The following is a 13,718-nucleotide window of genomic DNA, read 5'->3' on the forward strand; positions in this document are numbered from 1 at the left end:
GTTATGACGACTTATGAATTAGTGAGGTTAATCCATGGGGCTATTCGAAAATCGCCAACAAACGCTGTCACTGCTGCACACCTTTAGTGTTGCAGCTAAGCACCTAAGTTTTACGCTTGCCGCCGATGAGCTCTTCTTAACGCAGGGAGGGGTCAGCCATCGCATTAAAAAATTGGAACAACAATTGAAGTTCAACTTGTTTGTGCGCAAGACAAGAAAGCTCGAACTGACGCCAGAAGGTCAGCGCGTGTTATCCATGCTGAACGTGTCGTTTGAGTCTATCTTTTCCGAACTCATGGATATTCAAACGGGTGAGCTAAGTGGGGAGTTATACATCGCGACATCGCCTTATTTTGCTTCCTCGTGGTTAATGCCGCGCTTGCCAGAGTTCAGACGCTTGTATCCGAATCTAAGCATCAAACTGCAAACCAAACAGAACCAGTCAGACTTCCAGTTTGAACCTTATGACGTGGCAATTTTCTATAGCGAAGGCCATTACCCAAACCATTACAGTGAGCGATTATTCAGTGGAGTAAGAACCCCTGTGTGCAGTCCTGAATACGCGAAACGCTTCAAACTAAACCAAGGCATACAAAATTTGGATGACGTTCGTTTCATCCACAGTGGCGATATTACCGCTTGGCAACGTTGGTTGTATGAAGCTCAAAGTGATACCGACTGCGCGCTTCAGTGTGACTATTACAGCGATAACCGCTTAGCGATGGATGCGGCGATATTATCGATGGGGCTGGCATTGGGGCGGTTAGAGTTTATGACACCACAGATTGAACAAGGCTTATTAGTCGCGCCTTTTATGAGCATTGAATCAGGTAAAGGGTATGATTTGGTGTGCCCTAAAGGCATGGAACAACGAACTAAGTTTCAGGTTTTTACTCAATGGGTTAAGCAACAGTTGTGACCGAATAGCGTGCCTAGACAAACACGAATTATAGGTCTAGTTTAGGTGGCTCTTTCAATAAAAGAAGAGGTTAGTTATGTTCAGTCATGTTTTTCTCGGTACCGAAGATATTGAACGCGCACAGGCTTTTTATGACCCAATCATGAAAGTGCTTGGTTATAGCGAAGGCTCTGTGGATCCCAAAGGGCGCTGTGTTTACGTTAGCCAAACGGGTGTATTGGGTTTAACCAAACCGATTGATGGCCAACCAGCGACGCACGGTAATGGTATGACGATAGGATTCTTGGCAAGTTCACCAGAAATGGTGGATGAATGGCATCGCATCGGTGTCGAAAATGGTGGTACTAGCATTGAAAACGGACCCGGAGCGAGAGGTTCTGATGAGCGTCGCTTGTATATGGCTTACTTGCGAGACCCTGATGGAAACAAGATTTGTGCAACTCACTTTATGCCATAGTTTACCTGACGCCACAGTTCAACTTATGTCATAGTTCAATTTATGCCACAGTGGCGTATAATTAAGCATATTGATTGTTCAGGGTTAGTTTATGATGCTCTGAACTAACCCGTTATTTTAAAGACTGGCTGACTATTGCAAAGGACTTGCTAGATGAAACCGAACGAACTGTTTTATGAAAGCTTTGAGCGCTGCCGGATTGACCAAGAGTTTCTAGAAACGTTTTTGGCAGATTTTTGCGAGCATAATCCAAGGTTTTCAGAACGTTTTGAAAAGATAGGATTAGAGCAGCAAACCAAGATGCTCAAAGCTTCTATCATCCTGATTTACAACTCTTCTGGTCTGCCAAGTGTGCGAAACTCCGTAAAAAGGCTCGGTAAACAGCACAAAGATCTCGGCATGGACATCTCTGAACAAGAGCTCAACGAGTGGTTTCATTCACTGTTGAATACGGTCAAACAATACGATCCGCATTATAACGAGCAAGTTGAACAAGCTTGGACAGAAACGCTGGATGCTGGTCTAACGATCATGAAAAAAGAGTGTGTTGAAAAATAAGATAAGCTTCGCATAACAACACGAGGTTTATCTTATTTTTAAATGATGGCTTTTAATTCATTGCCCTAAATGTTTTTTTATTCAGGGCAATCGCTGAAGTTGACGTAATGCCCGTAACTGATGCAATCGTAAGCGCCGCTAAGACTAATTTTTTCATTTTATTCTCTAAGGTTCGTAAATTTCGGGAGAGGATTCTAGCGACATTATTTAAAATAAAAAACACTGTTCAAATAAGATGTGAAGGATTAAAGAAAGATTAAAAAGGTTAAGAGGACGGCTTTGTTATTAGAGTCTAAATATTAGATTTTTTTAGATGTGTTGAATGTTTTGATAATGATATCTAGTAGTTGATTATTAATGGTTTTTTGGTTGCTTTGCTCGTTTTCATTGCATTGGCTTTAAGCTCTAGCAATTGATCCATCGCTAGAGCTTAGTACCGTTGGAATACACACTTTAATCTAAATTAAATTCTTTAAATCAAATGCGACTTCAATAGTGTTCTATCACTGTGTGATAAGTGTTTTAAAAGTGAGCAGCCCACCCAACAAGGAAGCCTTGTGAAGCTGTATCGTATTCAAAGGTACCTTTGTTTTCGTAATCAACCCAAGTGGATTTATACGCCAGATTTAAATTCGACCAGTCGTTAATTTGATAGCGAGCGCCGGTTAATATGGAGCTAGTAAAATCGGTGTCAGCACCAAGGCCGATATCTAGACTGGTGTGCACTGTCCAATCTTTACTGAGTTCTTTGGTCCAGCGGACACCGACCAGGTAATCGATCCAATCTTCATTCAAAGATTTGCTTTTATTTAAGCCGCCAGCTGAAGTGTAAAGCTTGGCATCAATGTCATTATCCCACCAACGTAGCCCAATCATGTAGTCTATGGTGCCAATATCGTATTGATAGCGTTTAAACCCTTTTGCTTCTAAAACGCCTTGTCTGATGTCGAGGTTGCCTTTAAGAATATTTTTGTTGATGTCTAAGACAGAGTCAGTTTTACCACTCAATTTCATGTAGCTGTAGTCTAAATAGTAGCCCCATTGATTATCGTAAATACCCTCTAGGCGCAGCATCGCACCCATGTCTATATGGTCCATGATGAATGCCGGGTCGACATCAACATCGCTAGAAATATCACCAATTGTTGTATCACCACGAATATTCAAAGCAAGCGCATAAATTTCTATGCTGTGTTGCCATTTTTTCGCGTCCGATTGTGAACTTACCTCTTGTGCATTTACGGTTGAACTCGCAGCCAACACTGATGCGATTAAATAATGCCATTTAGCCATATTGATATCCTTATCCGGTTTGAAGGGTCCACACTATAAATGTATGTATTAATTAGTCATTCTATAGATATGCAACTTGTATATTGCTGATTGTAGACTATGTTTTTTAAAAAGAGCCAAATTTAAAGAGTTGGAATATGAAGCTGCAAAGTGTTTTCTTGTTCGCCGCAGTCTTAGGCTTAACGCCTATTGCGTTGTCTTACGGCTACGAGCCGGTTATTTCTATGAATTACCTTTTCGGAATCGATGCTAGTTCTGTCAACGTGACTCATATTTTTCGAGCAATGATGGGGCTGTATTTGGCACTCGCTCTGTTTTGGGTTAGTGGCGCATTGATAAAAAAATATCGACTGCCAGCGCTTTATAGTTTGGTGGTTTTTATGTTGGGTTTGGCTGCAGGCCGAGTCATCAGCTTAGTATTAGATGGCATGCCGCACTGGCTGCTTTTTGTCTATTTAATCTTGGAGCTTGGCTTTGGTTTGGTCGGAATAAAAATGATTCACAAAGAACAATCTGAAACAGTATAAGGACATTCTATGAAAGGGATTTTTCACCTTCTTACCTTGAGCGTGTTGAGTAGCTTTTCGCTATCGGCATGGTCGGCACAAGAACAACCTAATATCTTCGTCATTTTCACCGATGATATTGGGATCTCAAACCTGAGCGCTTATCACAATGGCGTGATGAGTAGCCAAACACCAAACATTGATAGTATTGCTGAGAAGGGAATGCTTCTGACAGACTACTATGCGCAGCCATCTTGTACCGCCGGTCGCTCTGCTTTCTTAACCGGGCAATTACCAGTTAGAACCGGAATGCATACGGTTGGACTGCCGGGTGGCCCTGTGGGTTTAAGCACTGATACACCAACACTTCCCGAGGTATTAAAAACCATGGGTTATGTGACAGGTCAATTTGGCAAAAATCATTTGGGTGACAGAGATGAATATCTTCCAACGATGCATGGTTTTGACGAATATTGGGGTTGGTTATATCACTTGAATGCCATGGAATATACTGAAGATCCAGACTGGCCAAAAGATGGATCGTTAGATGCATTTGCTCCTCGAAACGTGATTTACTCTAAATCTGATGGCAAAGGTGGGCAAAGCATTGAAGATGACGGTGCGCTTAATATCGAGCGTATGAGGACATTGGATGATGAAGTAAACAAACATGCGATCAACTTCATTGAACGAGCCGTAGAAGCGGAGAAGCCATTTTTTACTTGGTACTGTCCATCACGAGGTCATGTATGGACGCACCTTTCTCCTGAATACGAAGCGATGCTTGGCCAAAATGGTTGGGGGCTTCAAGAAGTCGTGATGAAAGATCTGGATGATCATGTCGGTGAAATGTTGGCGAAAATAGACGAACTTGGCATCGCTGATAATACTATTATTATTTTCACGTCCGACAACGGCCCTGAAATTATGACATGGCCAGACGGTGGTATGACACCATTCCATGGTGAAAAAGGCACAACTTGGGAAGGTGGCGTAAGAGCCCCTGCACTGGTTAGCTGGCCGGGTAAAATCCCTGCGGGTAGTGTCGGTAATGGTATCTTTGATGGTATGGATTGGCTACCAACCTTGGTTGCAGCCGCAGGTGGTCCAACAGATTTAAAAGAAAAAATGCTTAAAGGCCACGATGGCTTTAAAGCGCACCTCGATGGTTACAATCAAGTCGACATGCTGACGGAAAAAGGCGAATCTAATCGTAATGAAATTTACTATTATGAACGAGATAAGCTACAAGCTGTTCGCGTAGGTGATTGGAAAGCTCACTTTATTGTGCAAAACCGTGGATGGGGTGGTCCGAAAGATGAATTGAATGCGCCGTTACTCTTCAATCTACGTCGTGACCCTTATGAAAGAGCGGCAGAAGAGTCAGGTATGTACTTGAAGTGGATGGGCGAAAAAATGTGGGCATTTGGTCCTGCTCAAGCTGCTATCCAACAACATCTAGCGACATTCCAAGAATGGCCTCCAGTAACACCTGAAACACCAGCAGAGAAAGTAGGTGGCGTGGGTAACTAGTTAAATATCAATAAAAATCCCGCTCTGTGTGAGCGGGATTTTTATTGAAATGTGTTTTAACGTGGGTTCTATTTTAGCGTCGTTTTTCGTTCGATGAATTTCACTGGCACCATCAGCTTAATCAAGCTAGTGTCTTGCTCTTGAATCTGGCTAACGACAATTTTCACTGATTCACGGGCAAGGCGTCTGAAATCTTGCTTGAAGGTGGTCAATTGGTAGTTCAACCACTGAGTTTGTGGAATATCATCAAAACCAATCACTTGAAGATCTTCAGGAATACGCAGATTGAATTCTAAGCGTGCCACATCCATGACGGCCATCGCTAGGTTATCTGTCGCGCAGAAAATAGCTTGAGGCGACGTAGGTTCTGAAAACAGAGTACGAATAGTTTCTAGCGAATCAAGATAGTCATAGTCGGCTTCAATAACACGAGCTTGTTCACCGGTAAGTTCTTCAAATTCTGAGCAGAACCCTGCTTCACGCTCGCCGTTGGTGTAAGTCGGTACGTTGCCTGTTAGGTAAACCGCTGATTTAGTACCAACGCTATGCAAATGCTGAGCAGCAACTTGGCCAGCAGCATAGTTGTCGCTCACAACATGGCTACTCTTCGTCCCTTCAACAACACGTGCGAACTGAACGATAGGGATGTCAAACTCTTCACACTCTTCATAAAGCGATTTATTAAAGGTCGCAGAAGCTGCAATTACTCCATCAACTCGGTATTGGAAGATATTGGGAATTGAGTGGTTATCGTTGCCATCAACTTGCCAAGGGATCAACACCGCAGAATACCCCTGTTTTTGTAGTTCAGTGGAGATAAGCTGCAGTGTTTTCATGTGAATAGGGTAGTCAGCATCTGGGAAAACTAAGCCAATCAATTTGGACTCATTTGTCGTTAGACTGCGGGCAAAGGCATTGGGACGATAATTCAACGATTTTGCTGCATCGAACACTTTTTGCTTGGTCTTTTCAGACACCGAACTGCCCGGTACAAATACGCGAGATACAGTTGATTGAGAAACGCCAGCAAGTTTAGCGACATCTTTAGATGTGACGGTTGGCTTTGACGCAGTGGAGTGTTTTGGAGAGTTCATAGACCATACTTTTGAACCAAATTGATTGTGCATAGAGTAACATAATTAGGTACGTACTCAAAAATACAATATGCCATGATGGGATGAAAATAAGGGGTAATAGAGAATGTTGGATATTATTCTGGGTACGACCCAAAAAGCTCTGCATTAATAGCAGAGCTTTGTTTAGCGAATTTATGACTCGATTAACTGGGCGTTAGAAGTAGTAACGAATACCTGCCGCGAACTGGTCATCACGGTTTTCGAATTTGTTACCAACAAACTGATCTTTACCTAGGTCGAATTGGTACTCGGTCCAAACTAGGAATTTGTTCTTCTGGAAGTGGTATTCAACACCAGGGATAAGCAAGTTACGCTCATAGCCATCTGTCTCGTTATCACGATCTTCCATGTAGTTGTAGTTCAACGTAGGGCGTAGGCCGTTTTCGAAATGGTAGTACGTGTAGATTTCACCACCTAGGGTATCGAGCATCACATCCGTACCGCCTTGGCTCGTTGCTTCCCAGTTTTCGCCAACATGGAAAGTAGCACCTGCGTAGAAACCGCCGTTGCTGTAGTTTGCGCCCAACAGCATGATACGCATGTTGTCGCCGTTTTCTACACCAACCACACCTGCGTCTAGGTCTGCAATTTCATTTTGGTGATAAGCAGCACCAAGAGTTACACCATCAACCGGTTTGTAAGTGATCGACGCACCCATACCGTTTTTCAATGAAGCTGTCGCATTACTCGCTAGTGCAACTTCTTCACGTGTCGTTTGGTAAGTGAAGCCGTAGCTTACTTGGTCGTTGATTGAGTTACGGTAAGTAATGGAGTTTTCCGCGCGGCCTGTACCAGAAGCAATACCCCAGTCAGAAAGGTTGTAAACACCTGAGCCGCGAGTACCGAAGACACGACCTAAGTCGGTGTACCATGCGACGTCATAGAAAGTAGACCACTGCTTAGTACCAGCAGCAATCTTGCCGTATTTGTCGTGCTCTACGCCTGCGTATAGAAGTCGGTCGTAAATATTGTCGCCGCTAGCACCTGAGTTGTAACCCCATTCAGCATGGCCAAAGCCAGTCCAGCCGTTATCGAGTCCCATTTGACCTTTAAGGCCGAAACGAGAGCTACCGCTGTTCCACTCACCGTTATGGTCGCCGCCCTTATCTTGGTAACGAACGTCGAAACGACCGTCTAAAGTAAGGCTATCGCCCGCATCATTGGTGAAAGTATGTGCAGCAAAAGCAGAACCCGAGGTAAGTGCTGTTAGGATCACTGCTGAAAGAATCGACTTTTTCATTGTAATTCTCTTTATTCAGGCCGTAGAAAGCCACCGTGCTTTCAAGCCCGTTATATTGGTAATGGTTTGGCAGGGTGTACCCCATCCATGAGGCACTAGTAGATTCAGTTATTAGTGGAGCAATAATGAATTGGTTGGAGCACTTACTGGGAGCGAGAAGGGTCCCTCAGTAAGCGTGGCAACCTAAATCAGATGTCTATTTAGGTTGCCACTATTTCGTTTCAATCTTTTGGATTAAAGCGTATCGATTACAGCGTTGGGTTCATGATGCTTGAAGTGCGTTCGAACACATCTAGACCTTGCTGTTGTAGCCAGTAAGGAAGGTCGATAAGAACCCAGTTCTCAGACAGTTTGTCACCGTCACGGTAGTAAACGTCAACTACTTGCATGTTTGCACGTACTTCACCGCCAGTCATACCTAGGAAGCCACCTGTTGGTGTGTTTGATAGGTTTGGCCAACCGAAGAAGCAAGAGAAGTTGCCTTCAGCGAAACGACAAACGTGGCCGTTAAACTTCTTGTCTTTCAGGTTGTTACGGAAAGGAAGTTGGTGCTGTTGTTGGTAGCGAGGAATCGTGTAAGACGCGCCGATACCACATGGGCCGTACCAAATCATGTCTTTTGACCAGCTCTTCGCTAGCACTTCTGGTGGGCAGCCCATCGCGCCGCTGTCGTTAAGAGCAGACAGGTCATCAACCATTTTGTTTACTAGTGCTAGTGTTGCAACGCCTTCTTCAGGAGCCGCGTCTTCGAATAGCAGACCATCGTGGTTACGTGGACCAGGGTAAACGAAGTGCTTACCAGTTGATGGTGGAAGTGGGTAACAACCCGCTTGATCCATCATGCCAAGTAGATCTAGGAACAGGCCGGTCTTTGTGATTTTTCCGCCAACAACACAGTTAAATTCTGCGTAGCGAACGTTCATGATCTTGCCAGTAGGGCGCATGCCTAGGTACTCAGCGTCGAATAGACCCATGAAGTGACCCATGCTCATTACCCAAATCTCATCTGGGTTAACTTCGTTGTTACCACCGATGAAGATGTCTTGACGACGCTGCATGCGAGTCATTGACTTCATCATTGGCGCCCAGAAAACGTCAGCTGCCGCTTGAGCGCCTTCTTGCTCACGGAATGGGTAAACGCCGCGCCACAAGTAGTCTTCAGAAGTGTGTGCTTTTAAAACTTCAGCAACGTTCTCGTGAGTTGCGTTTTCCATTGCATCGAAGTATTCACGAACAATGCGTTTAGCTTCTTGATATTTAGACATAATAATTTCTCTTTGTGTTGTCGAGTCAACATTCGGAACAGGACTCGATTTGGATTTTGTTACCGGCTGACTTATCAGCCGGCTTTAAATTTTTCGTATTTGAACTTCAGCGTATGAGTGTCGAATTAAGCTTTTGCTGCTTCAGCTTTTTTGCTCTTATCGAAGACGCCACCTTTAAGAGTTTCAGGCAGTGTTAGCCATAGTAGGCCTGCGATAATCCATACGATTGGTGAGCCCCACATTGCTGTTTGTAGGTCGGTACGCTCTTGGATGAAGATAAGAACCATTGGTGCCCACATGCCGATAATACGACCGCCATGGAATAAAGCTGCACCATAGCTACGCAAGCGTGCTGGGAACAATTCAGAGAAGTAACCGCCCCATACTGCAGAAGCAGACAGGCCGAAGTTGTAGATAAGACCTAGAAGAGCCAGCATGTTTAGGCCGCCAATCATCATGTCACCAGGTGCGACAAAGAAGATAGAAACCATGATACCTGCGAGGATGAAACCGAACGCATTGATCTTACGACCGTACTTATCTGCTGCCCATCCCCAGAACCAAGCACCGAAGAGTGAACCAAATGCTGAGATAGAGAAGATCAAACCGATGGTTGCACCATCAAACATACGAACATCTTTCAGGTAGGTAGTTACAAAGCCACCGAAGAATTGAAATCCGTAGAAGTTAAGACCAGAAAGAAGTAAACAAGTAATCGTAATTTTGCGGTAAGGCTTGCTTAACATCTCACCCCAAGAACCTTTTTTAGCTTCGGTTACTTCCCCAGCTGCATTGGTTGTTGTTTGTTGATCTTCTTCACCGTAGGCGATCACTGTTTTGTCGCTTGGTAATACAAAGATCATTAACGCTGCTGCTACAAGCGGCGGAATACCACCTACCCACATTAGGCTCTGCCAAGGTGCATCAACACTTGTAATGAAGGCTGCGTAAGCGCCCATTGCCACTAAAGCAACAGAGAACATTGAAGAAGCAAAAGCAGTCAACTTACCGCGAACCGTTGGTGTAAATAGGCCAATCATCAAAGATACAGCTACAGTGAAGTAACCACCTAAAGACAGTCCAATGATGAAACGCATTGCAGCCCAAGTGGCGTAGTCGGTAAACATCATGTTGATGATGGTTGCACCACCGTTTAATGCCGTAATTGCTACTAGTGTGGACTTCTTGCCGAACTTGGTTGCGAACCATGCACAGCTTAGAGCACCAATCAGAGCACCAACTGACTGCCAAGTGTAGAACTGAGCGGTATCAGAAAGGCTAATACCAGCATATTCCTCCACAATGTATGGGCGTACGTAGTCAATAATTACGAAGTTGTAACAATAAAAAAAGTAACCTACTAGAATTGCTAGATATGCGGCTACCCTTTGAATCATAGGAACTTCGCTCATGTGTTTTTTAATGGTCATGACCGATAAACCTTTATTTTATATAGGGTGGTTTTGGTTTTAATTATTGTGTGTTGATTATTTAGCTTCATCACACCGTCTTCATTTCGGGAGAGATAATAGAATTTTTGTGGTTATTAGATCCGTGATCAAAGTCAATTTTAAAATGAGTGCGTACCCATTTTGTGTGTTTTAGTGATCTTGATCTCATTTAACAGCGTTTTTGTGCTTTGTGGGGTGGTTTGAGTGTTTAATCGTCTATCTTAGTGATAAAAGTCACACTTATTGTGGGTTTTTTAGGGAAAATATCCATTTTTGAGTACTATTGGCGGCGAATGATTTGCGACATACAATAAACGGAATCTAAAAATGGTTACGTACTCAAGTTTTGTGGTTATTGCTCTTTATGTGCTAACTACTTTGTTTATCAGCTACTTAGTTAATAGGCGCTATAGCGTCGGTGGCGACTTTTCGACTGGTGGAAAACAGTTTGGTTGGTTTACGGCAGGTGTGTCGATTCTTGCAACCTACATCAGCGCAATGACGTTCGTTGGTATGCCAGGCTGGGTTTATAGCTCAGGTATGGAAGCGATGAGCGTACATTTAAACTATCCAATAGTGATCTTTTTCACTGTGCTTTTCTTTGTTCCGGTGTTTTACAAGCTCGGCCTAACCTCGATTTACGAATACCTAGAGCACCGCTTTGGCGTTGTTGCTCGAACGATCAATTCCATTGTGTTCATTGTGGTTCAGTGTATTTCGGCAGGGGTGATTTTGTATGCTGTTGCTCTGATCTTAGTGCAAGTGCTGCCAGTGAGTATCTCTGAGGCGATCATCTACATTAGTTTATTCACCGCCTTGTATACCTATGCAGGTGGTATCTCGACAGTAATCTGGACTGACATGCTTCAGTCAGCAGTGTTGATTATCGGCAGCATTGCGATCTTTGTTTTATTGCTGATGAAAATCGATGCGGGCGAGGTGTTGTCTCCTGAGCATTTGAATATTATCAATCTCGATTTTGACTTGGGCGTCGACACCACATTGTGGGCAGGCGTAGTGGCGGTGAGCTTCTTACACCTGAGCGTATATGGCACTAACCAGCTGATTATTCAGAGAACATTGGCGACTAAGTGCGTTAAAACAGCGCAAAAGTCGATGTTGCTTTGTGGCTATGGCGCGTTCTTTGTTTATCTATTCTTTGCTGTGATGGGGGTGTTGTTAAGTGTCTTTTATCAAGACAGCAGTTTTGAAAACAGCAACGAGGTGATTCTCGATTTCGTGTTCAACCACACTAACCCAATCATTGTTGGCTTGGTTATCTCAGCACTTTCGGCAGCGGCAATGTCGACACTGGATTCCACTTATAACTCAATGGCTACGGTCGCAACGTTCGATTTCTATAAGCGCTTTTTCCGCAAGGAAGCCTCTGACGCACACTATGAATCGGTTGCTAGAAAAATGAGCCTTGTTGCTGCAGCGTCGGTTGTTGTGCCTGCATTACTGGCGGTCTCTAACGAATCTGTACTTAAAACCATTGCCAGCCTGACTTCAATTTTTGTTGGTATTCGCCTTGGCTCTTTCATCCTTGGTTTGTTCTTTAAAAAGGCAAATGAGAAAGGGGTGATTGCAGGCAGTGTTGGCAGCGTGGTTGTGGTGTTTATTGCTAAATACAGTGGTATCTCTTGGCCTTGGTTTGCCTTGATTGGCACTGTGGTTTTTTTGGTGTTAGGCGTTGTTGTAAGCCGCTTCTGGGGAGAGGTAACCGAGCAACAGAATGAATTTATAGCCAAGCAGAAGCATTTGTTTGCAAAGCCTACCGCGAGTCATTACGGCTTGTTGGTGTTCGCTGTTGTGACGATTGCTGCTTGTACTGTTATCCCTGATTGGCTTTATGCCGCTCTTTCTTAATTGACCGATTTTTTACTGGTATATCTATGTTATCGATCTTTGATATCTACAAAATTGGTGTGGGGCCATCGAGCTCTCACACCAACGGCCCAATGATTGCGGGTTTTCATTTCACACAGTTAATCGCTGATAGAATCGCAGAAGTGACGCGTGTTCAGGTGGATTTATATGGTTCTTTGTCATTGACTGGCATAGGTCACCACACCGACAGAGCAACAATATTGGGGCTACTTGGCAATAAGCCAGACACCATCAAAATCACCACCGCAAACCAAGCAATGCGTCATGCCGTAGATAGTGGTGAGATGGATTTAGCGGGCACTAAGCAGATTGCCTTCAACTACGAAACCGACATGTTGTTCCACGAAGACAATCTGCCTCTGCATGAAAATGGCATGATGATTACTGCGTTTGATCAGAGTGGCAACGTGATTGTCGATGAAACTTATTATTCGATTGGCGGTGGTTTTATTGCAACCGCGGATGAGCTGCAAAACGGTACTAAAACTGAATCGGTAGAGGTGACTTATCCTTTTAAGAACGCCGATGAAATGCTGAAACAAGCTGGAGACAACGGCATGAGCCTAGGTGGAATGATTCTGAAAAATGAGTCGGCCTTCCAAGATTCTGATGCTATTGCAGAAAAGGCAGACCAGATCTGGCGCGTGATGTCGCGTTGTATGGAACGTGGCTTTGAAACTGAAGGTATTCTTGATGGCGGTTTGAACGTCACTCGCCGTGCGCCAAACCTATTGAAAAAGTTAGAAGCGAATGCGGCCGTTGAAAACGATCCAATGGAAATCATGGATTGGATTAACTTGTTTGCCTTTGCGGTGAGTGAAGAAAACGCGGCTGGTGGCCAAGTGGTGACGTCACCAACCAATGGTGCCGCGGGCGTTATTCCAGCTGTGTTGATGTATTACCATCGCTTTATCAAAGAGCTCGATACCAAGCAGTTAAAAGATTTCTTAGCGGTATCGGGTGCGATTGGTATTTTGTACAAAACCAACGCTTCGATTTCAGGTGCCGAAGTAGGGTGCCAAGGTGAAGTAGGTGTGTCTTCTTCTATGGCGGCTGCGGGTTTGACTGCATTACGCGGTGGCAGTAATGAGCAGATTTGCATTGCAGCGGAAATCGCGATGGAACATTCACTCGGTATGACGTGTGATCCGATTGGTGGCTTAGTACAAGTACCGTGTATTGAACGAAATGCGATGGGGGCGATGAAGGCGATTAATGCATCTCGCATGGCATTGAAACGCAATAGTAAATCTTTGATCTCGTTGGATAAAGTTATCGCGACCATGTACCAAACGGGTAAAGACATGAACAAGAAGTATCGTGAAACGTCTCTTGGCGGCTTGGCGCTGATTCATTTAGCTCACCCTTGTGAATAGAAAGCGTAAATAACGATATTCGTTTCAAACAAAGCCCAGCCCCTGAGTTTTAGAAACCTAGGGAGCTGGGCTTTTTGTTTTGCTGAAAGAAAAG

12 protein-coding genes are annotated in these 13,718 nt (G+C 44.1%); 7 read left to right on the plus strand and 5 right to left on the minus strand.

Annotation, left to right across the window (positions count from 1 at the left end; translation table 11 throughout):
* The first annotated feature begins 34 nt into the window (after positions 1–34).
* From ITG09_05600 to ITG09_05610, 3 genes are all read left to right on the plus strand, one after another.
* Positions 35–919 carry a LysR family transcriptional regulator gene (locus ITG09_05600; protein ID UPR53098.1) on the plus strand — a complete coding sequence of 295 codons (885 nt, stop codon included), beginning with the start codon at positions 35–37 and terminating at the stop codon, positions 917–919.
* 76 nt (positions 920–995) lie between these two features.
* A complete protein-coding gene (locus tag ITG09_05605; protein ID UPR53099.1) occupies positions 996–1,376 on the plus strand; it encodes a VOC family protein in 381 nt (126 codons plus the stop codon).
* Positions 1,377–1,529: 153 nt separating this feature from the next.
* Complete coding sequence (locus tag ITG09_05610; GenBank protein UPR53100.1) at positions 1,530–1,934, plus strand: globin; 405 nt, start codon at positions 1,530–1,532, stop codon at positions 1,932–1,934.
* Between the two features lie 522 nt (positions 1,935–2,456).
* Here the strand turns inward: ITG09_05610 and ITG09_05615 are convergent.
* The gene (locus ITG09_05615; GenBank protein UPR53101.1) at positions 2,457–3,227 is read right to left on the minus strand and encodes a hypothetical protein; all 771 of its coding nucleotides are present in this window, start codon (positions 3,225–3,227) and stop codon (positions 2,457–2,459) included.
* A 137-nt stretch (positions 3,228–3,364) separates the two neighbouring features.
* On the opposite strand from ITG09_05615, the gene ITG09_05620 reads away from it, so the two are divergent.
* A complete protein-coding gene (locus ITG09_05620) occupies positions 3,365–3,754 on the plus strand; it encodes a DUF4345 domain-containing protein (GenBank protein UPR53102.1) in 390 nt (129 codons plus the stop codon).
* Between the two features lie 9 nt (positions 3,755–3,763).
* Positions 3,764–5,266: an arylsulfatase gene (locus ITG09_05625; GenBank protein UPR53103.1), complete on the plus strand. Its 1,503-nt coding sequence runs from the start codon at positions 3,764–3,766 to the stop codon at positions 5,264–5,266.
* Between the two features lie 68 nt (positions 5,267–5,334).
* Here the strand turns inward: ITG09_05625 and ITG09_05630 are convergent, their stop codons facing one another.
* The 4 genes from ITG09_05630 to ITG09_05645 form a co-directional block, all read right to left on the minus strand.
* A complete protein-coding gene (locus ITG09_05630; GenBank protein ID UPR53104.1) occupies positions 5,335–6,360 on the minus strand; it encodes a LacI family DNA-binding transcriptional regulator in 1,026 nt (341 codons plus the stop codon).
* A gap of 196 nt (positions 6,361–6,556) precedes the next feature.
* Positions 6,557–7,642, minus strand: coding sequence for a porin (locus tag ITG09_05635; protein ID UPR53105.1), 1,086 nt, complete (start codon positions 7,640–7,642; stop codon positions 6,557–6,559).
* Between the two features lie 248 nt (positions 7,643–7,890).
* On the minus strand, positions 7,891–8,907 hold the full coding sequence (locus ITG09_05640) for a nuclear transport factor 2 family protein (GenBank protein UPR53106.1): 1,017 nt from the start codon (positions 8,905–8,907) through the stop codon (positions 7,891–7,893).
* Between the two features lie 125 nt (positions 8,908–9,032).
* Positions 9,033–10,337, minus strand: coding sequence for an MFS transporter (locus tag ITG09_05645; GenBank protein ID UPR53107.1), 1,305 nt, complete (start codon positions 10,335–10,337; stop codon positions 9,033–9,035).
* A gap of 348 nt (positions 10,338–10,685) precedes the next feature.
* Here ITG09_05645 and ITG09_05650 point away from each other — a divergent pair, with 348 nt between their 5' ends.
* Together ITG09_05650 and ITG09_05655 are read left to right on the plus strand one after the other, a co-directional pair.
* Positions 10,686–12,227 (plus strand): sodium/solute symporter, encoded by a 1,542-nt coding sequence (locus ITG09_05650; protein ID UPR53108.1) that lies wholly within the window; start codon positions 10,686–10,688, stop codon positions 12,225–12,227.
* 26 nt (positions 12,228–12,253) lie between these two features.
* On the plus strand, positions 12,254–13,624 hold the full coding sequence (locus ITG09_05655; protein UPR53109.1) for an L-serine ammonia-lyase: 1,371 nt from the start codon (positions 12,254–12,256) through the stop codon (positions 13,622–13,624).
* The last annotated feature ends 94 nt before the right edge of the window (positions 13,625–13,718 follow it).

It is taken from the genome of Vibrio cyclitrophicus, assembly GCA_023206055.1.
In the GTDB taxonomy this organism is placed as follows: domain Bacteria; phylum Pseudomonadota; class Gammaproteobacteria; order Enterobacterales; family Vibrionaceae; genus Vibrio; species Vibrio cyclitrophicus_A.

Excerpts from the sequence above, each read along its gene's own strand:
- ITG09_05625 (UPR53103.1), top strand. The coding sequence starts at position 3,764 with ATGAAAGGGATTTTTCACCTTCTTACCTTGAGCGTGTTGAGTAGCTTT.
- ITG09_05640 (UPR53106.1), bottom strand. The coding sequence starts at position 8,907 with ATGTCTAAATATCAAGAAGCTAAACGCATTGTTCGTGAATACTTCGAT.
- ITG09_05620 (UPR53102.1), top strand. The coding sequence starts at position 3,365 with ATGAAGCTGCAAAGTGTTTTCTTGTTCGCCGCAGTCTTAGGCTTAACG.
- ITG09_05650 (UPR53108.1), top strand. The coding sequence starts at position 10,686 with ATGGTTACGTACTCAAGTTTTGTGGTTATTGCTCTTTATGTGCTAACT.
- ITG09_05655 (UPR53109.1), top strand. The coding sequence starts at position 12,254 with ATGTTATCGATCTTTGATATCTACAAAATTGGTGTGGGGCCATCGAGC.
- ITG09_05615 (UPR53101.1), bottom strand. The coding sequence starts at position 3,227 with ATGGCTAAATGGCATTATTTAATCGCATCAGTGTTGGCTGCGAGTTCA.
- ITG09_05635 (UPR53105.1), bottom strand. The coding sequence starts at position 7,642 with ATGAAAAAGTCGATTCTTTCAGCAGTGATCCTAACAGCACTTACCTCG.
- ITG09_05630 (UPR53104.1), bottom strand. The coding sequence starts at position 6,360 with ATGAACTCTCCAAAACACTCCACTGCGTCAAAGCCAACCGTCACATCT.
- ITG09_05605 (UPR53099.1), top strand. The coding sequence starts at position 996 with ATGTTCAGTCATGTTTTTCTCGGTACCGAAGATATTGAACGCGCACAG.
- ITG09_05645 (UPR53107.1), bottom strand. The coding sequence starts at position 10,337 with ATGACCATTAAAAAACACATGAGCGAAGTTCCTATGATTCAAAGGGTA.
- ITG09_05610 (UPR53100.1), top strand. The coding sequence starts at position 1,530 with ATGAAACCGAACGAACTGTTTTATGAAAGCTTTGAGCGCTGCCGGATT.
- ITG09_05600 (UPR53098.1), top strand. The coding sequence starts at position 35 with ATGGGGCTATTCGAAAATCGCCAACAAACGCTGTCACTGCTGCACACC.